The following is a 22,054-nucleotide window of genomic DNA, read 5'->3' on the forward strand; positions in this document are numbered from 1 at the left end:
ACTATATATACGATAAATTAAACCATTTCGAGTCGGGTGCTACCAGTATGCACAGACGGAGGTTCCTTCAGAGCGGTGTCGCAGCGGTCGCCCTCGCCGGATTCGGGTCGACGGTAAGCGCGCAGTCGGGCAGCGACTACCGGCCCGGCGGCCCGTGGGCACCGAACGAGCGCGCAGTCAACTACGAGGCGTACCTCGACAACGAGCAGCTCGGCGAACGCCTGAAACAGGTCGACCGGCGGAGCGACCGCGTCGAACTGGAACAGATCGGCGAATCGGCCGGCCGCGGAGACCCGGTCTGGGAGGTCACTATCGGCGACGGCGACGAGAGTCTCCACCTCATCAACCAGATCCATGGTGACGAGCCCTCGGGGGCCGAAGCCGTCGTGAAAATCCTCAATCGACTGGCGAGCGGCGGATCCCGGCGGGTCGAGAAGATTCTCGACAACCTCACGATCACCATCGTTCCCCGGGTTAACCCCGACGGCGCGAACTTCGTCGGCGACGATGGGCTCGGTACCGAGGGCGAACTCCGGCAGCGCCGGTACAACACGAGCACGTGGGAGGAGGGCGACTCTCGGTACATCAACACGAACTCGTACTACTCCGGCGACGTGCCGGGGTACGACATGAACCGCGGGTTCAGCGTCTTCCCCAACTTCGAGCCGTTCGACGAGGACGAGGACTGGTGGACCGTCCTCAAGGACGATCCACAGTTCGGCTACCTCGATATCCCCGTCGAAGAGGTCCCGTTCGACCTCCGCGACCCCACGGTCGACGGCGACAATCCGTACAAGGTGCTACGCTCGGTCGGACTCAACCTCAACCCCGAGAACCGGGCGGTGACCGAGTCGTTCCTCGACGCCGACCCGGACTGGGCGATCACGCACCACCACCAGGGTCCGACCGTGGATCCGGAGTCCCCGGACCAAGGCAACGGCCCGCAGTGGCAGTCGATCATGAGCGTGATGGCGCCGTTCGGTCCCCGGTACATCGGTCTCGACGGCGTCGACTACGCGAGCTACGTCGGCAGCGGGAACCCGTACATGTCGGAGGACGCCCAGACCCGGTCGCTGCGGCTCAACCAGCTCGTCAACGAGCAGGCCCAGCAGTTCGGGAAGGGGAAGTTCAACACGCTCACCCGGTACGGCTACGGCCCGCTGTGGGGATCGTATCTCGACGCGCTGTGTCCACAGACCGACGCCGCCGGGATGTTGTACGAGGTGTCTCACCAGAGCGACCAGCGCGGCCACAAGGCCATCGGCACGACGGTCAAAATCACCGTCGCGGGGTTCATGGCGACGTTCGAGCGGATCGCCGACGGCTCGATCAGCGAGGTCGACGAGCTGGACTACTTCGACATGCCGTTGGCCCAGGGGATCGAGAACCCGTTCGGTCGGTAAGCGGGCCTCGGGGCCGGCACCGTCGCCGGAGTCGCCGAGCGCGTCCTCGGCAACATGCGTATTCAAGGCCGTCGCCCGCCACGTGACACCATGGCAGGACCGGACCCCGCCGAACTCCGGCGGGTCGTCGACGCGTTCCCCGCGGCGGCCGACTCCGAACCGATCGATCCCGGCGCGGCCGACCGGATCGACGACCTCCTCGACGGGACGTACGGCAGGCTGACGCGCGAGTGGTACCCCGAGCTCACGGAGCTGACGGACTCGTACGCTGCGGGCGACGTCCTCCGCGAGGACGTGCTCGAACACGTCGAGGCGGTGCCGTCGTTCCGGCTCTCGGACGGCGCCGCGCCGCTCCCGGAGAAGCGGCGGGCGCTCGCGGCGGCCGACGAGGCGGCCGCGGCGGTGACGGAGATCGCGGGGTGGTACGCGACGCTGCGGTCGCTGCTGGACGACGCCCCCGACGACCTGACGCGCCTCGAGCGGCTGCTTCACGGCTTCGGCTACGTCCTCGCGCACGGCCTCTTCCTCGGCGCGTCGTCCCCCGAGCGCGTCGTCCGGCGGCTCCGGCTCGCGTACCGGTCGGTCGGCGTCGACATCGACGAGACGGACAGCGAGGCCGGCGCGGAGCGGACGGAATTCACCTGTCCGTACCGGAACGTCGGCGCCGGGGTCTACGGGGAGAAGTGGGTGTGTCACGAGAAGCTCGACCGCGTCGACGACGGCTACGTGACCTACCTCGCGGAGCGGGGGATCGACTACCAGCGCCCGCGGGACTGCGACGGGAGCGATCGGTGTTACTCCACCGTCGCGCGCGACGGCCCGGAGCTGTGGTGGCCGAAGACCGCTCCCGCGGCCGTGCGAGCCCCGCCGTGACCCGAGACCGTCGGCGGCCGCGGTCGCCGCCGGAGCCGGGAGAGGAGCCGCCCGGAGACGAGCCCCCCACCTACCGGATCCAGCGAGGGTACGCCGCGTGGGCGCGGGTCTACGACTGGTTCGCGCGGGCGACCGCCTCGGTCGGGGGCGTGCGGGCCGGCTGCGTGCGGGCGCTCGACCTCGATCCCGGCGACACCGTCGTCGAGTTCGGCTGCGGGCCCGGCGTCAACGTCCCGGCACTTCGGGCGGCCGTGGGGCCGACGGGACGGGTCGTCGGCGTCGACATCACCGGCGCGATGCTCGACCGGGCGCGAGGGCTGGCGGGGCGCCGGGGGTGGGAGAACGTCGAGTTCGTGCGGGGGGACGCGACCGACCCGCCGATCCGGTCGGCCGACGCGGTGCTCGCGACGTTCGTCACGTCGCTGTTCCCGGACCCGTACGCGGTCGTGAGCGACTGGTGCGACCTGGCCGACAGCGTCGTCGTCGCCGCGTTCGCGCCGCGGGGGAGTCGCCCCGCGAACGCCGCGCTCTCAGCGTTCGCCCGCCTGAACGGGCGGCTGTTCGACGTGGACGGAGACGACCCGCTCGCGCGGCTCGACGCGCGGACGACGGCCGCCAGGCGGGCGCTCGCGGACAACTCGGAGACGCTGACGGAAGCGCGGTACCTGCGGGGGACGATCACGGCGTGCGCCGGGCACGGCCGCCCGGTCGCTCCGGGCGAGTGACGCACCCCGAGCGAGACGCTCGGGCGGAACGCAACGTTTAGCGCGCCCCCGGCCGCAGTGGGTGCCATGAGCTTCTTCGAGACGCTCGCGGCCCGGATCGAGTCGACGGACAGCGTCGTCTCGGTCGGCCTCGACCCGGACCCGAGCCGGCTCCCCGACTTCGTCGCCGACGCCGACCTGCCGCGCTGGGCGTTCAACCGCCGAGTCATCGACGCGACCCACGAACACGCCGCCTGCTACAAGCCGAACGCCGCGTTCTACGAGGACGCCGACGGCTGGCGCGCGCTCCGGGAGACGATCGCCTACGCTCACGGCAAGGACGTGCCGGTCCTGCTGGACGCCAAGCGCGCCGACATCGGCAACACCACCCGCCAGTACGCCGCGGCGCTCGACGACGCCGACGCGATCACGGTGAACCCGTACCTCGGCCGCGACTCTCTCCAGCCATTCCTCGACCGCGCGGAGAAGGGGGTGTTCGTCCTCTGTCGCACCTCGAACCCCGGCGGGAGCGACCTCCAAGACCTCGAACTCGCCTCCGGCGAGCCTCTCTACGAGCGCGTCGCGGCGCTCGCGGACGTGTGGAACGGCAACGGCAACGTCGGGCTCGTGGTCGGCGCGACCGCGCCCGAGGAGCTGGCGGAGGTCCGCGAGATCGTCCCCGAGATCCCCTTCCTCGTCCCCGGCGTCGGCGCGCAGGGCGGCGACGCGGAGGCCGCGGTCGAGCACGGGCTCGCGACCCGCCCGGACGCCGCGGTCGACGTTGGGCTCGTCAACTCCTCTCGCGGGATCATCTTCGCCGGCGAGGAGTCGACCCGCCCCGGCGACGAGGCGACGTACTTCGGCGCCGCCGGCGACGCCGCGAAGCGACTCAAAAAGCGGCTGAACCGACACCGGTAGGGAGACCGCGTCGGGTCGCTGTCGGCGTCCCCGTACCCTCACTGCTGGCGCCCCTGCACGCAGACCGTGCAGGCGCCCGCGGCGTCGACCCAGTGGTCGTCGCAGACGGCGCGCCCGCACCGCGGGCAGCCGTGGCGGGCCGGTGCCGCCTCGCACACCTGACAGAGTCCGGCGACGCTCATACCGTCACCTCCGGTCGCGGTCCTTATCAGGGTCCGGGTCGACCCGGACGCATGCGCCAGTTCGTCGTCATCGGTCACGAGACGCCGACCGATCCGGACGCCGTCTCGCTGTCAGACCTCCCCGGTGCGGGGCGGCTCGACCTGCTCTGTCGGTGCGTCGCCACCGGCGTCTTCCTCTCGCACGGGATCCGGGAGTCCGTGCGCGTTCACCTCGTCGTCGCCGACGAGCTCACGGTCACCTTCGACGCGGACAGCCTCCGGCACCTCCACCCGGACGAGCGCAACGTCGCCGCCCGGATGCGCGACGCGCTCGCCGCGAAGGCGGACGCCATCGGCCACATGCCCGCCGACGTCTCGCCGGGCGTCGAGCTCCGCCGGATGGGGCTCGAAGCGACCCTCGATCGGCTGCTCGACGGCGGCGCCGCGGGCTCGACGGGCGACCCGACGCTCGTCCAGCTCCACGAGGGCGGCGACCCCCTCGTCGAGGCCGCGCCCCCGACGGATCCCGTGTTCGTGCTCTCGGACCATCGCGATTTCACCGACGAGGAAGCGGAACTGCTCGCGGAGCGCGCGGAGCGCCGCGTGCGCGTCGGTCCCGAACCGCTCCACGCCGATCACACCGTCTCCGTCGTCCACAACTGGCTCGACACCGATGGGTACGAGTCCTACTGAGCGCCGGACCACGACCCCGCCCGCGACAGACGACCGGTTCGCGGTCCCGCTGCGGGGGGTCGCTGTCGACCCCGAGACGCGCTGCGCGCACTGGGACGACCCCGTCGACGTGATCGCGCTCCGGTTCGGCTGCTGCGAGGCGTACTACCCCTGCGACGCCTGCCACGACGCCGCGACCGACCACGAGGCCGAACCGTGGCCCCGCGGCCGCTTCGACGAGCCCGCGGTGCTGTGCGGGGTTTGCGGAACGACGATTTCCGCCCGCGAGTACCTCGACGGCGACGGAGAGGCGCAACGCGCCTCTAGCAGTCGGACGCAGTCCGACGACAGCGAGGGACACAGTCCCTCGGGCAACCGGGCTTCGCCCGGTGACAGCGAGGCGAAACGCGCCTCTGGCAGTCGGGCGAATCCCGACGACGACGCCTGTCCGCGCTGCGGCGCCGCGTTCAACCCCGGCTGCCGGAAGCACAGCGACCGGTACTTCGAGGCGTGAGCCGGTCGTTCGGTGGAGAATCGGACGGTCGACGAGACGGTCGGCGGCCCCGGCTTTCGGAAAGGTTAAAAGAACGAACGGCCTTCTGTCGAGTGCGGGCCGGTGGGGTAGCTTGGTATCCTTCGGCCTTCGGGTGGCCGTAACCACGATTCAAATTCGTGCCGGCCCATTTTCACCCCACTTCGCAACGACGAGCGCTAGCGAGGAGTCCGTAGTGGGCGTGAAACTGCTAGGGCGCGAATTTGAATCAGGGAGCAAATCTTCGATTTGCGACCGTGATTCAATATTCGTGCCGGCCCACTTCACCCGCATTTCACTCCCCGAGCGACAGGACCAGAGATTCCGTCGCCGATCCTTCTTGCCGAGCGAGCGAACCCACGTTTTCACGAGCGGCTGTGATCGCCGTGTGGAACCGCCATGCGCTCCACGCCGTCATCCGATTCCGAAGGTGAGTACCCTCTGAAGCGGCGAAATACGTGGGGGTTTGTTACACTTTCACTCACCCCCATACATTTAAACATAAAAGGATTAATTTTCCAACTTGAACCATGCCGAATCCGAACTTCCCGGCCGAGTTGGGGAACATCCCGTACCAGTCGATCATCGGGGGCCCACTGATCGCGGCGGTGAAAGCCAACACCGACGCGTCCGAAGCCGCGGCCCAGTTCATCAAGGACGTGGGTTTCACCGAGGGCGAGAACGGCGAGAAGTCGCCCCGGATGGTCGAGTTCAGCTACGAGAAAGAGGTTATCGACGAAGAGAGCGGCGACAGCACGCTCAAGAGCCACACGATCACGATCCCGTTCCTGCTGTTGACCAACGTCCCGTACTTCGAGGTCGAGCAGGTCACCGTGGACTTCAACGTCAAGCTGAATTCGCTGCAGACGTACGAGGTCTCGGACGAGTTCAACCTGGAAGTCGAGAACAAGGGGAAACAGGGCTGGTTCACCGGCCGGACGGAGTGGTCGGTGAACTCCAGTTACCAGCGCAAGAGCAGCCGCTCACAGGAGGTCGAGCGGACGTACGATCAGCAGGTCCACGTCCAGGCGGGGTCCGTCGAGGCGCCTGAGGGGGTGAAGAAGCTCCTCGGCGTCCTCGAGCAGACGATCGTTGAGGTGCCGGAGGGGAGCGCCACCAACGGCGGCAACGGCGGCAACGGCGCCGGAAGCTGAGAGGAGGACTGACCCGTGCAAGCTACAGAGACACTCTCCGACCTCCCGCTCGCCTCGCTGTTCTCCGCCCCGCTCGTGGCGGCCATCGAGGCGAACGTCCAGGCGCAGACGGAGTCGCTCCGGCTCCTCCGGGAGATCGGGTTCGAGGACGGGTCGCTCAGGACGGTCACGTTCAGCTACGCCACGACGGGAATCGACAGCGAGACCGGCGAGGAGAGCCGGATCCGGAAGGAGCTGGAGATCCCGATCGTCTTGTTCCTCTCGTTCCCGGAGCTCGTCGTCCACGAGATCGAACAGACGTTCTCGGCGCGGATCACCGGCGAACGTACCGAAGAGAGCGACGAGGACGGGAACGGCGGCGATGGCTCCGGTGGCACCGCCCCGTTCCTCCCGTCGCCGACGCAGCTGCAAGTCGCGCCGTCGTCCGAATCGACGACGTTCTCGGAGCGGACCAAGTCCAAGTACGACCTCGATATCCGAATGCGCGCCGAGGTCGACACGCAGACGACGGGAATGGAGACGCTCGAACGGGCCGCGAACAGCGCCGTCGCGACGACCGACGAGGGCGTCATCCCGGACGCGGAGGACGAGACGGAATGACCGAACTGGAGAAGTTCCTCACCTCGCTGTACGACGCGGTCCTGCAGGCGGAGGTGGCCGCGCAGAGCCACGGACAGGCGGCGTACACGTTGCTGCAGGCGTCCCCCTCCCAACGGGACTCCCGGATCCCGGTATATCACGCGACGAACATCTCGATCGACCTCGACGTCGGGCTCGAGGCTCGGGAAGAAAACGGCGTCACTAGGATGTACGTCACCGACCGCCCCGAGGACGAGACCGCCATCTCGTTCGACCTCGAGGTGTACGACTTCATCGAGCCCGGCGACCAGCCTGACCTCGGCGACCTCCCGGTGGAGGGCGGCGAGGGCGAATATCCGTTCGCGCGCCCTGACATCGGCTTCGTCTGGGACCCGCCGTGGGACGTCAACGAGGAGGTCCTCCGGACACGCCTGCTGGAGCAGGCGGGCGAAGACATCGGCGAGAACGTCGACGAGCCGACGGACGGGGAAAGCGAGAGCGGGGAACAGAGAGATGAGAGCGAGAGTGAGGACAAGAACGAGAGGGAGCGGGAAGACGAGGGAACGCGAGACGACGGCGGTGGCGGAGACGATGGCAGTGGCGGGGACGATGGCAGTGGCGGGGACGACGGAGACGACGGCGGATCGGCCGGCTCCGAGAGCGATGGATCGGGCGGCGATGACGAGGGGCCCGCGGGCGACGATGATGGCAGCAAAGGTGGCGACGATGGCGGCGAGGGCAGCGACGACGGCAGCGAGGGCGGCGACGGTCCCCTCGGCGGTCTGCCCGACTTGGACACCCCCGTCATCGATCCGAGAAACCGGATCCGCGAGTTCGTCTCGGACGACGAGGTGACCGACGATGAGTGACGACTTCAACGGGTACTTCGAGCCACTCGACGCGGAGGACCGACAGGAGCTGGAACGGCGGATGGAGCGGTACCGAGAGCAGCTCGAGGACCGAGGGTACGAGCTGGCGCTCGCTGAGGGCGAGAACGGGTTCTTCGCCGGCGTGCTCGTCATCGACGAGGACCGCGGTCGGCTCGGGTTCCTGGAGGCCGACGGGACCGTCGCGTGGCTCGACGCCGACGCGACCGGGCTGGGATACCTCGGGAGCGCCATCGTTCAGAGCCACGGGACGAAACTGGAGAACTCGATCGACGACGCGCCGTTCGACGTGGAGTGACCGGGGCCGATGCGTCGCGGTCCGGTCCCCGATTCCGAGTCAGGTGAGCGGAAGTCGGCGGAACGACCCGGTCTCGCGGCGGAACGCGCACTCGGTTCCGTCTCTCCTCGACGTGGGACCCTCCATCTCTCCTCGACGTGGGACCCTCCATCTCTCCTCGACGTGGGATCGCGATATGGAGCCGACGGCCCGTTACCGTCGGGTCGGCGCGGACGTCGCGGACGCCGCGGCCTCCCGACCACGTCCCTTGAGAGGTTTCGGTTTTGACAAGGTTCAAGTCGACCGCTGGCCGGTTGTAACACGAATGAGACTCTTCGCCTCGGCGTCGGACAGACGACGGGGGATCCTCGCGTTCGTCGGCGTCGCGGTCGGCTTCGTCCTCCTCTACCTCTTCGTCCGCGAGTACGCCTGGTTCCTCACCGACGCCGAGGCGCTCCGCCTGTGGCTCCGGCAGTTCGGCGTCCTCGCGCCGCTCGTGTTCATCGCCATCCAGGCCCTCCAGGTGATCGTCGCGCCGATTCCGGGCCAAGTCGTCGCCCTCGTCGCGGGGTACCTCTTCGGCCCGCTCGCCGGCACCGTCTACAGCGTCACGGGTGTGCTCATCGGGAGCGCGATCGCCTTCTCGCTGTCGAAGCACTACGGCCGGTCGTTCGTCGAGGACGTGATCCACGAGGACATTATTGTGCGGTTCGACGGGTTCGTCGACACGGTCGGGCTCCCGGGCCTGTTCGCGTTCGTGATCATCCCCGGGCTCCCGGACGACGCCATCTGCTTTTTAAGCGGGCTCACGAAGTGGACGCTCCCCGCGTTCATGGGCGTCATCGCCGTCGGCCGGCTCCCCGCGTACGTGCTCACGGTGTACGCCGGCGGCGAGCTCGCGAGCGGACGCTTCCTCTCCGGGCTCGCGCTCATCCTCGTCGTCGTCCTCGCGTCGGTGGTCGGGTATTATAAACAGGAGACGATCCGCGACATCATCGCCCGCGTCGAGCCCCGACTCCCCTTTTAAATAAGCGGCGACCGCGCCCCCGGCCCGGCGCCGGACGAGGCGCTCCCCGATTCACCCCCATGTCCAGAGCGAGTCGAGCGCGAACCGATAGATTCCGCTGAGGAAGATGGCGAACCCGTTGGAGACGAGGTACATTACCCCACCCCACTCCACAAGCGCGTAGAGGACGCCGAGCTGGATCGGGATCGCCGTCCCCCGGACGAGGTTCGTCTTCAGCAGTCCCGAGAGATACTCGGTCGTGCCCGTGTTCTGTCTCGCCTCAAACGTCCACGCGTTGTTGAACACGTACGAGAGAATGATCGTGATCTCGATGGCGACCGTTGCGCCGATCAGGTAGTTGATCCCGGCGGCGTCGACGAACAGCCAGAGCAGTCCCATCTGTATGCCGGCGGTGAACGCGCCGACGATCACGAACCGGCGCATCTGGACGGCGATCGGTCCGCTGACGAGGTTGCGGAGGATCCCCCGTAACATCAGCGATAGCCGAGCGCCTCGAGCCGGGCCTCGAGGTCCTCGTCGACCTCGTCGTCCCCGGCGGCGTCCCCGTCGCGGTCGCGAAGCTCGGCCACGTGGCCGGCGGCGACGGGGGCGAACCGCTCGACGACGGCCAGCTCTTCATCGGTCGGGTCGGCGGACAGGTCCTCCTGCTGAGTCGGGTCCGAGGGTCGGTGGTACAGCTCCGTCTCCCCGGTGTCTGCGTTCTCGATGTAGGTCCACTCCGCGTCGCGGACGCTCACCAGGAGCTCGCCGTCGTCCATCGAGCGCGGGATGGGCTGCTCCGTCACCTCCTCGCCGCGGACCGTCACGGAGACGACGGGGTCCTGATCGGGCTCGGCCTCGCCTCTGACCGCGGGCGCCACCGACCCCCCGCGCCACTCCGGCGGCGACTCCACACCGAGGAGGTCGGCCACGGTCGGCGGGATCGCGTCGAGCCCGACGTGTTCGGAGACGCGACCCCCGTCTTCGCCGGGGACGTTCACGATGAACGGCACGTGAATCAGCTCGTCGTACAGCTTCGGGTAGTGCGCGAGGTGGCCGTGCTCCTGGAACTCCTCGCCGTGGTCGCCCGCGACGATGATCGCGGTCTCGTCGGCGACGCCGGCCGCTTCGAGGGCCTCGAGCACGCGCCCGACGCTGTCGTCGACCTGCTTGACTGTCGCCTGATACAGCGTCCGGAGCTCGCGGAGGGTCCGCTCGTCGACCTCCAGCCCGAGGCTCGTTCGGGTGTGCGCGTGGAGCATCCGGTGGGTCCCGACCAGCCCGTCGGACACCTCGCGGATGTACCGCGGCGCCGGGACGTACGGCGTGTGGGTGTCCATGTAGTGGGTCCACAGGAAGAACGGCCCGTCCGTCTCGTCGATGAACTCCGTCGCGGCGTCCTCGACGTCGAACATCCGCGAGGCGTCGAGGAACGGCCGCTCGTCGCTGCGTCCCCTGAACGTGGAGTTGAGACGGCGAAACGGGGAGGCGAGCAGCTGGATCCACGCCTCGACCGTCGGGTGGGCGGCGAGGTAGCGGCTGTACCGGCTCGACCCGACGCTGGTGACGAACGGCTCGAACTCGTCGAACCCCTCGGGGTACCCCCAGTGAGAGGTGAGAAAGCCGTTCGCGGCGTTGAAGCCGCCGGTCGCGATCCCCGCCTCCGAGAGCACCGAGGCGAGCGTCCGCGCGCCGGTCACGCCGATGTCGCCGTTCCGAGCGAAGACGGGCTCGGACGCGAGGATCGAGGGGAACGAGAAGGGGGTCCAGTTCCCGGTCGCGAACGATCGGTCGAAGACGGTTCCGTCGTCGGCCAGCTCGGCGAGCACCGGCGAGATCCGCTCGTCGTCGTACGGCGCGATCGCGTCCGCTCGGAGCGAGTCGATCGTGACGAGAACGACGTTGGAGACCTCGGGGTCGGCGTCGGTCGATCGCGATTCCGCCGGCGTGGACGAGCCCGATACCGGCTCGTCCGGGTGTGACGTGTCCGGAGCCATGTTATGCGGTGGGTGTCTCCGACGCCGCGGCACCGCGGAGCGGCCCGACCGGTCGCGCCGTGTGCCCTCGGCGGGTCGAACTGGGCACGGCCGTCCGTCGAGGGGACGGGCCCGCGAGGAGCCCGCGCCTCGTCGAGACGCGCGTCAGAAACACGAGTATACCCCAGAAGCCGCCTGCCAGCGGCTTGAGGATTTCGATTCCGGTGACGGCGGCGAGCGTAGCTATTTGCCGGCGGCGCGCCAAGCCACGTTCATGAGCGATGCGACGACAGAGGCGGTTCGCGGCGTCGACGCGATAGACGCCGACGTCCCGGACGACGAGATCCCCGAGTCGGTGCCGGCGGAATCGCGGGCGGTGGAGACGAACGGCGTCCGACTCCACCTCGTCGAGGCGGGGCCGGAAGACGGGAAGCTGCTCGTCCTGCTCCACGGGTTCCCCGAGTTCTGGTACGGCTGGCACGAGACGATCGCGACGCTCGCCAACGCCGGGTACCGCGTCGTGGTCCCCGACCAGCGCGGGTACAACCTCTCGGCGAAGCCGCCAGCCGTGAGCGACTACCGGATCGGCGAGCTCGCCCGCGACGTCGTCGGCATCGTCGACGCGTACGGGCGGGAGACCGCCGCCGTCGCCGGACACGACTGGGGGGCGGCGGTGGGGTGGTGGCTCGCGCTCCACCACGCTGACCGCGTCTCGGAGTTCGTCGCGGTCAACGTCCCGCACCCGACCGTCTTCGAGGAGACGCTCCGGAGCTCGTGGGACCAGCGGTTCAAGAGCTGGTACATGCTCGCGTTCCAGCTCCCGAGGCTCCCCGAGGCCGTCGCCAGCGCGGGGAACTGGCGGCTGGCCGTTCGCGGGCTCCGCGACTCCAGTACCCCCGGCACGTTCAGCGACGAGGACATCCGGCGCTACCGGCGTGCGTGGAACCGCGAGGGCGCCTTCGAGGCGATGGTGAACTGGTACCGCGCGATCGTCCGCGATCGCCCGACCCCCGAGCAGACCCGCGTCGAGGTGCCCACCCTCGTGATCTGGGGCGCGAGGGACCGCTTCCTCACGAAGCGGATGGCGGGGCGGAGCGTCGACCGCTGCGCCGAGGGCCGGCTGCTGACGCTCGACACCGCGACCCACTGGGTCGTCCACGAGGAGCCGCACCGCGTCGCGGAGGCGATCGCCGACCACGCCGACCCGCTCCCGCCCGGCGCGCGGGAGTAGCCCCGCTACCACCGCCCGCCGCGGCCCTCTCGCCGCGGTCCACCCACCACGGCCCTCTCGCCGCGGTCCACCCGCCACGGGCCTTATGTATCGACGGCGACGACAGTCGGGCATGACGCTCGACAGATACGCCGACGCCGTCTCCGAGCTCGATCCCGCGGCGGGCGAGGTGGAGACCGCCGAACTCGTCGTCACCGACGACGTGCTCGTGAAGGCGTTCGTCCTCGGCCCGGACGCCGCCGTCGACCCGCACGAACACGCCGACGCGACCAACGTCTTCCACGTTATCGAGGGAGAACCGACGGTCGTCAGGGAGGGGACCGAGGAAACGCTCGCGGCGCCCGCGGTGGTCCCGAACGAGCGCGGCGCGGTCCACGGCGCCCGGAACGACACGGACGAGCGAGCCGTGCTCACGGCGAGCCTCTGCCCGCTCCCCTGATGGACGGCGAGATCGACCCCGAGGAGCTGGCGGCGCTCCTCGACGAGACCGCCGACCGCGACGAAGCGGCGGACGGGAGCGAGGGGGGCGAAGACCTCCGAATCGTCGATATCCGCGACCAGCGGGCGTTCGACCGCGGCCACCTCCCCGGCAGCGAGTGCGTCCCGTTCCCCGAGCTGACGACCCGCGTCGAGGAGCTCGCCGGCGCCTCGCGGATCGTCACCGTCTGCCCGCACGGGATCGCCAGCCGGCAGGCCGCACAGCTGATCGGGAGCTACGCCGGGATCGAGGACGCGCGCGTCGAGAGCCTCCGCGGGGGCGTCGAGGCGTGGCAGCGCGACGTCGACGAGCTGGTGACGACGGAGAGGGCCGACGAGCGCCCCGACGCGAGCGACGGCGCGGCGGACGAGGGTCCCGACGCCCCGTTCTGATCAGGAGCCGGGGCCCCGCCGTCCGAACAGCCCCGCGGCCGACAGCAGCGCGACGACAGCGACGACGGGGCCGAACCCGGGCGCGCCGTCGTCGGTGGCCCCACCCTCCCCGCCGAGCGGACCCTCCCCGTCGACGGTGACGGTCGTCGAGGCCTCGTCTTCCGGGCCGACGACGCTCACGGTCGCCTCGCCGTCGCCGCCGGCGATACCTCCCGACTCTCCCGACTCCCCGAGCGTGACGTTCCTCGCGACCGTTCCCTCCGCGCCGGCGTCGAGCCGGACGGGCGCCGTGGCGACCGTCTCGCCGTCGACCCGGAACTCGACGTCCGCCCCGGCCGGGAGGCCGGCGTCGTTGGCGACGGTCGCGGTGACGCGCACCGACTCGCCGGCGGCCACGCGGTCCGCGTCCGCGGAGACCGCTCTGACCGACGGCGGCGCGGGCTCGGAGACGGCGACCGTCAGCCGCTCGCCGGCGATCCGGACGGCGTATTCGCCGGGGTCAGAGAACGCCCGTTCGAACCGCTCGGTGGTCGCCGCGCCCGCCTCGACCGAGCCGTTCCGCGAGTCGACGACCTCGCCGTCGACGGTCAACGCGAGGTCGTACTCGCCGGCGACGCCGCCCGTGTTGGTGACGTCGACGGCGAGCGCGAGCCTCTCGCCGGCCACCAGCTCGACCGGGTCGCTCGCGACCGGGCGGTCGCGGTACTCGCCGGTCGCCCGGACCCCGTCGTCCGCGAGCGCGTACCCGACCTGCGCGGGCGTCTCGCCGAACGCCTCCGCGTGCGCCTCGCGGTCCCACGTCTCCGCCGTCTCCCGGGTGGTCGTCAGGCGCTCGGCCTCGGTGCGGATCGCGGCCGCGGTCTCGGCGTCGGCCCCCTCGGCCGCGGCCGCCTCGACGGCGTCGAGCACGTCCCCGTTGGTGATCGGTCCGTCCGCGGCGTTCAGATCGCGGACGACCGTCGCGAGCGAGGCGCTCCCGTCGGTCGCGACGCGGAGCCGGCGGTCGATCTCGCCGGCGACGAGCGCCCCCTTCGTGTAGTCGGGGTTGCGCTCCCACGTGCCGGGGTCGGCGAGCACCGCCGAGGCGTCGGGATCCCGCTCGCCGCGCGCCAGGGTCCGCTCGAATTCGTCGAAATCGGCGTCGCCGCGGTCCAAGGCGAACAGCGCGGCGTAGTAGGTCGCGCTCGCCTCGGTGATCCACCGGCCGCTCGCGTCGGCGCGGTAGGCCTGCCGGGTGTGGACGTACTCGTGCGTCCACACGTCGGCCGCCGTGCCGGCCGGCTCGACGTCCCGGACCCAGAGGTCGGCGTCGGCGACCTGGAGTCCGCGGACCCCCCACTCGACGCCGTCGGTGGGAGCGGCGACGGCGAACACCGCCTCGTCGCGCGCGCCGACCTGCAGCGCGGTCGACGCCGACTCGAAGACGCCGAACACCTCGTCGGGAGTCGCTTCGAGGTCGGCCGCCGCGGGGACGATCAGGCGGTAGCGCTGGCCGCCGGCCTCGCGGACGTGCTCCTCGTACGGGCCGAGGAACGCCATCGCCTGCGAGGCGACCCCCTCGCCGTCGACGGCGTTCTCTCGGGTCAGCCGGACCTGGCCGTCGTACTGGCCGGTGTACGACCAGCTCGCGCTCGTCCGCGGCGTCCGGACCAACGCCCACTCGCCGGCGTCGACGAACCGGTAGGAGCCGCGGGCGCCGAGCGGTCCCGCCGCCTCGACGGTGTCGTTGGCGTCCATCGCGTAGGTGAGCGAGGGGGTCGCCGTCTCGCCGTCCCACACCCACGCCGACTCGTCGGGGCCGGCGTCGTCGGCCCGCTCGAACCCGTCGGCCTCGACCGCGTCGTCGTTCGCGCTGAGCAGAGTCACCCGGAGCTCGGTGACGCGGTCGGGGATAGCCGCCCGCGTCCTGACCGCGACCGTTCCGGGCTCGGCGGTCATCGACAGCTCGTTCCGCAGGCGGATCCTGTCGGAGTCGTCGACCTGACCCGCGTCGTCGCCCGCGGCGTCCTCGGGCGAGTCGGGGCCGACGGACCCGTGGAACTCGGTCCCGCCGAGCGCGACGGCGTCGCTCGGGGCGGAGCGGTCGTCGACCGCCGCGCTCCCGGCGGCCCCCGGTGCGGCGACCCCCAGCGCGGCGACGAGCAGGAGCGCGACGAGCAACGCGGCGACGGATCGAACCGCTGGATCCGAACCCGACCGTGTCATGGATCCACCACCGGGCGACGGCGACATAGGCCTGTTCCTCGCGACGCGGTCGCCGCGGACACGCGTCGCTCTCGTTCCGGGCGCGGACATCGAAAAAACGATCGACGAGGGGGGAGAGGGAGCGTGTGACGTCCCTCCGTGCGAGCATCCGTCACCGAGCTATTTAGTTATAAACTCCATACCACCGGGGTCGATCGGAGTCGCGCCCGCGCCGACGACGCGGCTCATATCGCGTGGATCCGGGCGGTCCAGAAGTCGCTGAAGGCGTCGTCGAGCGCCGCCTTCGGCTCGCCGGTCGCGTCCGACACGTCGGTGACGTCGGCGTGCTCGCGGACCTCGCCGAGGACGCTCCGCTCGCCGACGACGATCACGCGGTCGACGTCGTCCGCGTCGGCGACGGCCGCCAGCTGGCGGTTCGCCTTCTTCAGGTGGTCGTCGATCTGCCCCTCGCGGCGGCGCTCGAAGCGCCCCTGCGAGAAGCCGCCCTTCGAGTGGGCCTCCTTCACGTCGGAGGTGAACCCCTCGAAGGCGACGCGCTCGGCGCCCTCGTAGGTGCCGAGCGCGAACGTGTCCGAGCGGACCACCGCGAAGGCGAACCGCCCGGTCGGCCGGAACCACGCGTCTTCCAGTCGGAAGCCGTCGTCCCACCGATCGAACGGTTCGGGCGCTATCGGGGGCGCGATCGCCGCGCTCACGGCGCCCGAGTCGTCGGCGAGGACGACCGCGGGCGCGGCCCGCCGAACGAGTCGGGTGCGGTCGCCGAACCACTCCGACACGCTCGTCGGGACCGCGTCGTCGCCCGGGACGAAGGCGGTGAGCAGCCCCTCGGCGTCGTCACTCTCGACGCCCCGGAAGCGGTCGAGGATATCGTCCAGTCGCGGGCCGCGGGCGTCGCTCACGCGCCGGAACTCGATCGACGCCTCCTCGTCCTCGGTCCGGCTCAGCCGCTCCTCTAACGACTCGATCCGGTGTTCGAGCTCGTTGACGCGCTCCTCGGCGCGCTGGCGGTCGGCGACGGCGTCAGAGCGGCGCTCCTCCTCGGCCTCGGCGCGGCGTTCGAGGTGGCGCTTCTCCTCCTCTAACTCCTCGATCCGCTCTTTCAGCTCGGCGCGCCCGAGCAGCCTGTCGATCATACCGAATCCGCGACCCCCGGCGACCTAAAAGGTGCGTCTGCGGCGGGGTAGTCGCGGAATGATTTATAAATAACTGCGGTGGCGTGCCTCCGAGCGGTCGTCATCGACGACCGCGAGTAGAGAGAGACCGGAGGTCTCTCTGACAGCCGGCGGCGGAGCCGCCGGCGAGAGCCCGCGAGGGAGTCGGTGGTCCGGAGCAACGCGGAGGACCACCGACAGTGCGAGAGCGAAGCTCTCGCTTGCAACCGGCGCGTAGCGCCGGTGACGAGGCTGGGGAGGCGTGAGGTGCGGTCGCTGTGCGGGTGGGACTCAAAGGGGCAGCCGGGAGGCGGGCGCAGGCGTTCACGAGAGCAAAGCTCTCGTGAGCCAATCAGAACGCTGAGCGTTCTGATGACGACGTAAGCACTGCAGGGAGCGAACGGAGTGAGCGACCGAAGCGCGTGGTTCGAAACGGCTTCGCCGTTTCGTCATCACGAGACGCCTTTGGCGTCTCGAACGACAGCGAGCGTGCGCCCGCCTCCCGGCTGGGGCTTTGGAGTGGTTTGCCGTCGCTCGCTTATAATCTACTTATAAACTGCCGACCAAACCGCAGACGCCACAGAAAACGGAATCAATAGACCCGTTCTCGTGTCACGCGTTCACGTGTGGCTCCCAACCCTCCCACCGCAACAGCGTCTCCGCCCGATCCGCGTCCGCCAGCAGGACGTTCTTGCGGTCCGGGAGCGTCTCGTCGGCGATCTCGTGGGGGACCGCGAGCGTTCCGCTCGGCACGTCGTCGTCGCCGCCGACCGGGATGTGGCCGGCGCCGAGTTTCATTACGAGGGGTGCGTCGAGCCGCTCGACTCCCTCGCCGTCCGCGTACAGCTGCTCGTTGACGTGCTCGTGGTCGGCCCGCTGGATGACGGCGCGGTCGCCGTCGTGGGGCTCCACGTACAGTTCCCCCAGGTAGTATCCGCTCGAGAATCGCTCGAACATGCTATGCATGGTATCCTCTGACACGGTAGTATATAAGCGTTACCCGGCGCGCGATCGAACGCGATAAGCGGCGATCCCGCGGGCTCCTGGTGCCCGCAATCCCGTACCCCGCGATCCAGCGCCCCCGCGACCTCGTACCCCCGCGACTCTCCTACTCCCCGTCCGACCGCCGCGCGACTTCGTGGCGGCCGAACCCGTACCGCAGCCGGTTCGCGAGCCGCCGCGAGAAGCGCCCCTCGTTCCGCGAGTCGAACCGCTCCGCGAGCGCCTGATAGATGAGCGGCACCGGCACCGCCTGTTCGAGCGCCTCCTCGACGGTCCACGTGCCCGTGGACCCGCCCGCGACGTGGTCCGCGACGTCACCGAGGTCCGACCCCTCCTCGCGGAACGCCTCCTCGCACAGCTCGAGGAGCCACGACCGAATGACCGCGCCGTTGTTCCACGTGCGCGCGACCGACTCCATGTCGAGGTCGTACCGGCCCTCCGCGAGGAGCTCGAACCCCTCGCCGTACGCCTGCATCAGCGCGTACTCCACGCCGTTGTGGACCATCTTCACGTAGTGACCCGACCCCGACTCGCCCATCCGGTCGTGGCCGTCCGGACCGGTCGCGACCGCGTCGAACACGGGGACCATCGCCTCGTAGGCCCACGCCGGGCCGCCGACCATCAGCGAGAAGCCCGCCTCGGCGCTCGCCGGTCCCCCGGACGTGCCGCAGTCGAGGTAGGCGGCGTCCGTCTCCTCGGCGCGGCGGGTGGACGCCTCGAAGTGGGAGTTTCCCCCGTCGACGATCACGTCGTCCCCGTCGAGGTGCGGCTCTAAGTCTGCGAGCGTGGCGTCGACCGCCTCGCCCGCGGGCACCATGAGCCAGATGCGCTTCCCGTCCCGCTCGCCGTCGTCCGAGCCCTCCAACCGCCCACAGAGGTCTTCGACCGAGTCAGCGGGTTCCGCGCCCGCCTCCGCCGCGGTCGCGGTCGCCTCCGCCGAGAGGTCGAACGCGACCACGTCGTGGCCGGCCTCCAGCGACCGGTTCACCACGATCTGCCCCATCCGCCCGAGTCCGATGACGCCGAGTTCCATGCGCGAGGGGTGGCGACCGCCCGCCGTAGTGGTTCCGGTTCGGTGGCCGACGCGCGACCCGGGCGACGCTCGCCGACCGACCCCCGGAACCGTTTTTGCGACGCTCCGCGACCACGACCCATGCCCCGTGTCAACGAAGGAGACCTCGACTGGAAAGAGACGGAGCGCGGCGAGATCCGGTTCCGCCGGAAGCAACTCGGCGAGGCGGCCGGCGGCGAGGGGATCGGGTGTAGCCTCTACGAGCTCCCCGCCGGCGCGAAGTCGTGGCCGTACCACTACCACACCGCCAACGAGGAGGCGCTCTACGTCCTCGCCGGCGAGGCGACCCTGCGACACGACGGGGAGACGCACGCGATCGAGGCCGGCGACTACGTCGCGTTCGCGGCCGACGAGGCCGGCGCGCACCGCGTCGTCAACGAAGGCGACGAGCCGGTGCGGTACCTCGCGCTGTCGACGATGAGGGAGCCCGACGTCACGGTGTATCCCGACGCGGGGACGTTCGGCGTCTACGCCGGGTCGCCACCGGGCGGCCGCGAGGAGCGTTCGCTGGAGGGATACTACGAGATCGACGGCGACGTCGACTACTGGGAGATGTAGGCGCCGCCCGAGCGGTCGGGCGATGTCGTCTCCGGTGGGCGCGCACGCGAGCGTCCGACTTCGGTGGTCCGTCGGTCCTGACGAGGCGCCCGGGGGAGAGGAGCCGCGGGAGAATGGAGCCGCGGGAGGGAGGAGCCGCGAGAGAGCCACGGAACCGCGAGTCGCCGGGCGCTATTTAACACCGAAACGTATGAAGGGATAGCCGGAGGGGTCGAGGCCCCGTAGCATCCGTACGAATGTCCCGAGAGGACGCCAGGACGACGGCCACGGGGTGGAACCGATGAGTCGAACGCGGTTGCGCCTCGGCCTCCCCGACGACTCCTGGCTCGGCGAGGTCTCGCGGTCGGCTCCGGACGCGACGCTCACGGTCACCGGCACCGTCGCCGCCGACGAGAGCGACGTCACCGCGTTGACGGCGGCGGGAGTCGACCGCGCGGCCGCCGTCGACGCCCTCCGCGACCACGACGACGTGGACCGGATCGAGACCGTCGAGCGCGGGCGAACCGAGACGGTCGTCCGCGTCACCGCCCCGGCGCCGTCCTACGTCGCGGCCGCACGGCGAGCGGGCGTTCCGTTCGAGTTCCCCGTCGAGGTCTCGGACGGACTGGCGACGCTCGTCGTGGTCGACGACCGCGAGCGGCTCTCCGCGCTCGGGCGGCGGCTCGCGGCCGCGGGCGCCACGGTCGAGTCGGCCGGCGGCGACGATCCGGACCCGATCCTCACCGAGTCCCAGCACGAGCTCGTCCGCGCCGCGGTCGAAGCCGGGTACTACGACACGCCCCGTGAGTGCACGCTCACGGAGCTCGCCGCCGACCGCGAGATCGCCAAATCGACCTGCAGCGAGACGCTCCACCGCGCCGAGGGGCAGGTGTTGCGCCGCTTCGTCGAGAACGGGACGTCGTTCGACGCGGCCGACTCCGGGACCGAAGCGGCGCCCGCGGTCGCCGGCTCGTCGGTCGAGGAGGTCGACGACGGCGGCGACGGCGACGCGCGCCGCGGTTCCGACGCGACCGGCGTGACGGCGACGGAATAACAGTCGACGCGAGACGTTCCTTTCGGCTCCCGTCCTACTCCTCGTCGAGCGCCTGCCACGAGAGCCGCGGGTTCCGCGCGGCGGAGACCTGATCGATGCGGCCCGCGGCGGTCCGGTTCGGGGCGGCGTCGAGCGCCTCGTCGGTGTCGGCGTACGCGAGGTTGAACGCCTCGGCGAGGTCGTCGAGCGAGGACTGCCCCTCGATCTCGGTCGGCTCCGTCAGCATCGCCTCGGGCACCATCTCGGGCCACTTCGTCGTCGGCGGGTGGACGCCGAAGTCGAGCATCCGCTTGGCGACGTCGGCGGCGTCGCGCTCGCCCGCGGTCGCCGCGAACTCGTGGTGGAAGGGGCCGTGCGGCACGTCGAGGTCGATCCGCTCGGCGAGGTAGTTCGCGTTCAGGACGGCCTTCGCGGCCGCGTCCGCGAGCCCCTCGTCGCCGAGGCGAGCGACGTACGCGTACGTCTTAATAAGGACGAGCCAGTTGCCGGCGAACCCGTGGACCTTCCCGATGGTGTGGTCCGGCTCGAAGCGCTCGTACCCGCTGACGCTCTCGGTTTCGCGGACCTGCGGAGCGGGGAGGAAGTCGGCCAGCTCGTCGACGACGCCGACCGGGCCGGCGCCGGGACCGCCGCCGCCGTGGGGGGTTGCGAACGTCTTGTGGACGTTGTAATGCATCACGTCGAACCCCATGTCGCCGGGGCGGCCGCGACCGAGCAGGGCGTTGAGGTTCGCGCCGTCGTAGTAGAGCAGCCCACCCGCATCGTGGACGATCTCGGCGATCTCCGTGATGTCGCGCTCGAAGAGCCCGACCGTGTTCGGGTTGGTCAGCATGAGGGCGGCCGTGTCGTCGCCGACGGCCGCCTCCAGCGCCTCGACGTCGACGCGCCCGTCGTCCCCGGAGGGGAGCTCGACCACGTCGTAGCCGGCGGTCGCGGCGGTCGCGAAGTTCGTCCCGTGCGCGGAGGCCGGGATCACGACCTCCGACCGGTCGTTGCCGTGGTGCTCGTGGTACGCCTTCGCGACGAGGATCCCGGTGAGCTCGCCGGCCGCGCCCGCGGGCGGCTGGAGCGTCACGGCGTCCATGCCGCCGATCTCGGCGAGGAACTCCTGCAGCCGGTACTGGAGCTCTAAGTTCCCCTGCACGGACCGCTCGGAGCGGGCCGGGTGGACCGCCGCGTTCGGGTCGGCGGCGACGTCCTCGGTGAACTTGGGGTTGTACTTCATCGTGCAGCTCCCGAGCGGGTACGGCCCGGAATCGATCGCCCAGTTCATCTGCGAGAGCCGGGTGTAGTGGCGGGCGATCTCCGGCTCGGAGGGCGCGGGGAGCGTGAGCTCGTCTCGCGTCAGGTCGTCCGGGAGCGGCGACTCGTCGGTCACGTCGACCGTCGCCTCGCCCTTCTCGGAGAGGAGCGGTTCCCGGACGTCCTCGCCCTCGCGCTCGTAGGTGGCCTGGTCGTGGATCACTCAGATCACCTCCTCGAACGCCGCGACAAGGTCGTCCCCCCGGCTCGCGTTCAGGTCCGTCACGCACACCTGCAGGAGGTGCTCGCCGACGACGTGAACGGCGAACCCCTCGGCCTCCAAATCCTCGGCGATCGCCGCGGCCGGCTGGTCGACGCGCACGGCGAACTCCCGGACGTGGTGGCGGTCGTGGACCGGGGCGACGGCGCCGTCGACCTCGTCGATCCGGGCGGCGAGCCCCGCGGCCTCGCGGACGCAGTCGTTCGCGAGGTCGACGAGGCCGTCCGGGCCGAGCGTCGCCGCGTGGATCGCCGCGCGGAGCGCCACC

Annotated in this window: 24 protein-coding genes, 1 tRNA gene and 1 pseudogene; 17 read left to right on the forward strand and 9 right to left on the reverse strand. The window is 70.4% G+C overall.

Features of this window, described 5'->3' with window-relative positions; all coding sequences use genetic code 11:
- Positions 1-47: 47 nt before the first annotated feature.
- The 4 genes from B4V06_RS13205 (at position 48) to pyrF (ending at position 3,898) form a co-directional block, all read left to right on the forward strand.
- Complete coding sequence (locus tag B4V06_RS13205) at positions 48-1,403, forward strand: M14 family zinc carboxypeptidase (protein WP_498170178.1); 1,356 nt, start codon at positions 48-50, stop codon at positions 1,401-1,403.
- A gap of 90 nt (positions 1,404-1,493) precedes the next feature.
- Positions 1,494-2,276, forward strand: coding sequence for a hypothetical protein (locus tag B4V06_RS13210; protein ID WP_498170180.1), 783 nt, complete (start codon positions 1,494-1,496; stop codon positions 2,274-2,276).
- Positions 2,234-3,001, forward strand: coding sequence for a class I SAM-dependent methyltransferase (locus B4V06_RS13215; protein WP_498170181.1), 768 nt, complete (start codon positions 2,234-2,236; stop codon positions 2,999-3,001). The genes B4V06_RS13210 and B4V06_RS13215 overlap by 43 nt, the downstream gene beginning before the upstream one ends.
- Positions 3,002-3,067: 66 nt before the next feature.
- The gene (gene pyrF, locus B4V06_RS13220; protein ID WP_498170183.1) at positions 3,068-3,898 is read left to right on the forward strand and encodes an orotidine-5'-phosphate decarboxylase; all 831 of its coding nucleotides are present in this window, start codon (positions 3,068-3,070) and stop codon (positions 3,896-3,898) included.
- A 38-nt stretch (positions 3,899-3,936) separates the two neighbouring features.
- On the opposite strand, the gene B4V06_RS13225 is transcribed toward pyrF, so the two are convergent.
- Positions 3,937-4,080: a hypothetical protein gene (locus B4V06_RS13225; protein ID WP_123112447.1), complete on the reverse strand. Its 144-nt coding sequence runs from the start codon at positions 4,078-4,080 to the stop codon at positions 3,937-3,939.
- Positions 4,081-4,131: 51 nt separating this feature from the next.
- Between B4V06_RS13225 and trmY the strand changes: the two genes are divergently transcribed.
- The 8 genes from trmY to B4V06_RS13265 all read left to right on the forward strand — a co-directional run bounded on the left by trmY (position 4,132) and on the right by B4V06_RS13265 (position 9,187).
- Positions 4,132-4,752: a tRNA (pseudouridine(54)-N(1))-methyltransferase TrmY gene (gene trmY, locus B4V06_RS13230; RefSeq protein ID WP_498170185.1), complete on the forward strand. Its 621-nt coding sequence runs from the start codon at positions 4,132-4,134 to the stop codon at positions 4,750-4,752.
- Positions 4,733-5,245 carry a CHY zinc finger protein gene (locus tag B4V06_RS13235; protein WP_498170187.1) on the forward strand — a complete coding sequence of 171 codons (513 nt, stop codon included), beginning with the start codon at positions 4,733-4,735 and terminating at the stop codon, positions 5,243-5,245. The genes trmY and B4V06_RS13235 overlap by 20 nt, the downstream gene beginning before the upstream one ends.
- Positions 5,246-5,341: 96 nt before the next feature.
- Positions 5,342-5,414 (forward strand) — tRNA-Pro (locus tag B4V06_RS13240).
- Positions 5,415-5,793: 379 nt separating this feature from the next.
- Positions 5,794-6,417 (forward strand): DUF2589 domain-containing protein, encoded by a 624-nt coding sequence (locus B4V06_RS13245; protein ID WP_498170188.1) that lies wholly within the window; start codon positions 5,794-5,796, stop codon positions 6,415-6,417.
- A 15-nt stretch (positions 6,418-6,432) separates the two neighbouring features.
- Positions 6,433-7,017, forward strand: coding sequence for a DUF2589 domain-containing protein (locus B4V06_RS13250; RefSeq protein WP_123112451.1), 585 nt, complete (start codon positions 6,433-6,435; stop codon positions 7,015-7,017).
- Positions 7,014-7,865, forward strand: a complete 852-nt coding sequence (locus B4V06_RS13255; protein WP_498170189.1) for a hypothetical protein — start codon at positions 7,014-7,016, stop codon at positions 7,863-7,865. Before B4V06_RS13250 ends, B4V06_RS13255 begins: the two co-directional genes overlap by 4 nt.
- Positions 7,858-8,181 (forward strand): hypothetical protein, encoded by a 324-nt coding sequence (locus B4V06_RS13260; RefSeq protein ID WP_123112452.1) that lies wholly within the window; start codon positions 7,858-7,860, stop codon positions 8,179-8,181. The genes B4V06_RS13255 and B4V06_RS13260 overlap by 8 nt, the downstream gene beginning before the upstream one ends.
- Before the next feature lie 304 nt (positions 8,182-8,485).
- Positions 8,486-9,187 carry a TVP38/TMEM64 family protein gene (locus B4V06_RS13265; protein ID WP_123112453.1) on the forward strand — a complete coding sequence of 234 codons (702 nt, stop codon included), beginning with the start codon at positions 8,486-8,488 and terminating at the stop codon, positions 9,185-9,187.
- Between the two features lie 51 nt (positions 9,188-9,238).
- On the opposite strand, the gene B4V06_RS13270 is transcribed toward B4V06_RS13265, so the two are convergent.
- Together B4V06_RS13270 and B4V06_RS13275 are read right to left on the reverse strand one after the other, a co-directional pair.
- On the reverse strand, positions 9,239-9,661 hold the full coding sequence (locus B4V06_RS13270; protein WP_123112454.1) for a GtrA family protein: 423 nt from the start codon (positions 9,659-9,661) through the stop codon (positions 9,239-9,241).
- The gene (locus B4V06_RS13275) at positions 9,661-11,163 is read right to left on the reverse strand and encodes a sulfatase (protein ID WP_498170190.1); all 1,503 of its coding nucleotides are present in this window, start codon (positions 11,161-11,163) and stop codon (positions 9,661-9,663) included. The genes B4V06_RS13270 and B4V06_RS13275 overlap by 1 nt, the downstream gene beginning before the upstream one ends.
- Before the next feature lie 253 nt (positions 11,164-11,416).
- Here B4V06_RS13275 and B4V06_RS13280 point away from each other — a divergent pair, with 253 nt between their 5' ends.
- The 3 genes from B4V06_RS13280 to B4V06_RS13290 all read left to right on the forward strand — a co-directional run bounded on the left by B4V06_RS13280 (position 11,417) and on the right by B4V06_RS13290 (position 13,243).
- The gene (locus B4V06_RS13280; protein WP_498170191.1) at positions 11,417-12,373 is read left to right on the forward strand and encodes an alpha/beta fold hydrolase; all 957 of its coding nucleotides are present in this window, start codon (positions 11,417-11,419) and stop codon (positions 12,371-12,373) included.
- 112 nt (positions 12,374-12,485) lie between these two features.
- Positions 12,486-12,812, forward strand: coding sequence for a cupin domain-containing protein (locus B4V06_RS13285; protein ID WP_123112457.1), 327 nt, complete (start codon positions 12,486-12,488; stop codon positions 12,810-12,812).
- Positions 12,812-13,243, forward strand: a complete 432-nt coding sequence (locus B4V06_RS13290) for a rhodanese-like domain-containing protein (protein WP_498170192.1) — start codon at positions 12,812-12,814, stop codon at positions 13,241-13,243. The genes B4V06_RS13285 and B4V06_RS13290 overlap by 1 nt, the downstream gene beginning before the upstream one ends.
- On the opposite strand, the gene B4V06_RS13295 is transcribed toward B4V06_RS13290, so the two are convergent.
- From B4V06_RS13295 to B4V06_RS13310, 4 genes are all read right to left on the reverse strand, one after another.
- On the reverse strand, positions 13,244-15,448 hold the full coding sequence (locus tag B4V06_RS13295; RefSeq protein WP_498170193.1) for a PGF-CTERM sorting domain-containing protein: 2,205 nt from the start codon (positions 15,446-15,448) through the stop codon (positions 13,244-13,246). It lies immediately after the preceding gene.
- 224 nt (positions 15,449-15,672) lie between these two features.
- Positions 15,673-16,581: a Vms1/Ankzf1 family peptidyl-tRNA hydrolase gene (locus tag B4V06_RS13300; RefSeq protein WP_498170194.1), complete on the reverse strand. Its 909-nt coding sequence runs from the start codon at positions 16,579-16,581 to the stop codon at positions 15,673-15,675.
- A gap of 630 nt (positions 16,582-17,211) precedes the next feature.
- The gene (locus B4V06_RS13305; RefSeq protein WP_123112461.1) at positions 17,212-17,556 is read right to left on the reverse strand and encodes a DUF5802 family protein; all 345 of its coding nucleotides are present in this window, start codon (positions 17,554-17,556) and stop codon (positions 17,212-17,214) included.
- A gap of 151 nt (positions 17,557-17,707) precedes the next feature.
- Positions 17,708-18,634: a decarboxylating 6-phosphogluconate dehydrogenase gene (locus B4V06_RS13310; RefSeq protein ID WP_123112462.1), complete on the reverse strand. Its 927-nt coding sequence runs from the start codon at positions 18,632-18,634 to the stop codon at positions 17,708-17,710.
- A 120-nt stretch (positions 18,635-18,754) separates the two neighbouring features.
- On the opposite strand from B4V06_RS13310, the gene B4V06_RS13315 reads away from it, so the two are divergent.
- Both B4V06_RS13315 and B4V06_RS13320 read left to right on the forward strand, forming a co-directional pair.
- The gene (locus B4V06_RS13315) at positions 18,755-19,231 is read left to right on the forward strand and encodes a cupin domain-containing protein (RefSeq protein WP_498170195.1); all 477 of its coding nucleotides are present in this window, start codon (positions 18,755-18,757) and stop codon (positions 19,229-19,231) included.
- A gap of 280 nt (positions 19,232-19,511) precedes the next feature.
- Positions 19,512-20,264, forward strand: a complete 753-nt coding sequence (locus B4V06_RS13320) for a helix-turn-helix domain-containing protein (protein ID WP_498170196.1) — start codon at positions 19,512-19,514, stop codon at positions 20,262-20,264.
- Between the two features lie 34 nt (positions 20,265-20,298).
- Here B4V06_RS13320 and gcvPB read toward each other — a convergent pair whose 3' ends face one another.
- Positions 20,299-21,729 (reverse strand): aminomethyl-transferring glycine dehydrogenase subunit GcvPB, encoded by a 1,431-nt coding sequence (gene gcvPB, locus B4V06_RS13325; RefSeq protein ID WP_123112464.1) that lies wholly within the window; start codon positions 21,727-21,729, stop codon positions 20,299-20,301.
- A pseudogene (locus B4V06_RS13330) lies at positions 21,730-22,054 on the reverse strand (aminomethyl-transferring glycine dehydrogenase subunit GcvPA); the annotation flags it as partial. It lies immediately after the preceding gene.

It is taken from the genome of Halorubrum sp. B53 (genome assembly GCF_059752395.1).

Bases quoted from the DNA above. Each gene is read 5' to 3' on its own strand.
- B4V06_RS13205 (WP_498170178.1), top strand. From the start codon at position 48: ATGCACAGACGGAGGTTCCTTCAGAGCGGTGTCGCAGCGGTCGCCCTC.
- B4V06_RS13210 (WP_498170180.1), top strand. From the start codon at position 1,494: ATGGCAGGACCGGACCCCGCCGAACTCCGGCGGGTCGTCGACGCGTTC.
- pyrF (WP_498170183.1), top strand. From the start codon at position 3,068: ATGAGCTTCTTCGAGACGCTCGCGGCCCGGATCGAGTCGACGGACAGC.
- B4V06_RS13225 (WP_123112447.1), bottom strand. From the start codon at position 4,080: ATGAGCGTCGCCGGACTCTGTCAGGTGTGCGAGGCGGCACCGGCCCGC.
- trmY (WP_498170185.1), top strand. From the start codon at position 4,132: ATGCGCCAGTTCGTCGTCATCGGTCACGAGACGCCGACCGATCCGGAC.
- B4V06_RS13235 (WP_498170187.1), top strand. From the start codon at position 4,733: ATGGGTACGAGTCCTACTGAGCGCCGGACCACGACCCCGCCCGCGACA.
- B4V06_RS13245 (WP_498170188.1), top strand. From the start codon at position 5,794: ATGCCGAATCCGAACTTCCCGGCCGAGTTGGGGAACATCCCGTACCAG.
- B4V06_RS13255 (WP_498170189.1), top strand. From the start codon at position 7,014: ATGACCGAACTGGAGAAGTTCCTCACCTCGCTGTACGACGCGGTCCTG.
- B4V06_RS13260 (WP_123112452.1), top strand. From the start codon at position 7,858: ATGAGTGACGACTTCAACGGGTACTTCGAGCCACTCGACGCGGAGGAC.
- B4V06_RS13265 (WP_123112453.1), top strand. From the start codon at position 8,486: ATGAGACTCTTCGCCTCGGCGTCGGACAGACGACGGGGGATCCTCGCG.
- B4V06_RS13270 (WP_123112454.1), bottom strand. From the start codon at position 9,661: ATGTTACGGGGGATCCTCCGCAACCTCGTCAGCGGACCGATCGCCGTC.
- B4V06_RS13275 (WP_498170190.1), bottom strand. From the start codon at position 11,163: ATGGCTCCGGACACGTCACACCCGGACGAGCCGGTATCGGGCTCGTCC.
- B4V06_RS13280 (WP_498170191.1), top strand. From the start codon at position 11,417: ATGAGCGATGCGACGACAGAGGCGGTTCGCGGCGTCGACGCGATAGAC.
- B4V06_RS13285 (WP_123112457.1), top strand. From the start codon at position 12,486: ATGACGCTCGACAGATACGCCGACGCCGTCTCCGAGCTCGATCCCGCG.
- B4V06_RS13290 (WP_498170192.1), top strand. From the start codon at position 12,812: ATGGACGGCGAGATCGACCCCGAGGAGCTGGCGGCGCTCCTCGACGAG.
- B4V06_RS13295 (WP_498170193.1), bottom strand. From the start codon at position 15,448: ATGACACGGTCGGGTTCGGATCCAGCGGTTCGATCCGTCGCCGCGTTG.
- B4V06_RS13300 (WP_498170194.1), bottom strand. From the start codon at position 16,581: ATGATCGACAGGCTGCTCGGGCGCGCCGAGCTGAAAGAGCGGATCGAG.
- B4V06_RS13305 (WP_123112461.1), bottom strand. From the start codon at position 17,556: ATGTTCGAGCGATTCTCGAGCGGATACTACCTGGGGGAACTGTACGTG.
- B4V06_RS13310 (WP_123112462.1), bottom strand. From the start codon at position 18,634: ATGGAACTCGGCGTCATCGGACTCGGGCGGATGGGGCAGATCGTGGTG.
- B4V06_RS13315 (WP_498170195.1), top strand. From the start codon at position 18,755: ATGCCCCGTGTCAACGAAGGAGACCTCGACTGGAAAGAGACGGAGCGC.
- B4V06_RS13320 (WP_498170196.1), top strand. From the start codon at position 19,512: ATGAGTCGAACGCGGTTGCGCCTCGGCCTCCCCGACGACTCCTGGCTC.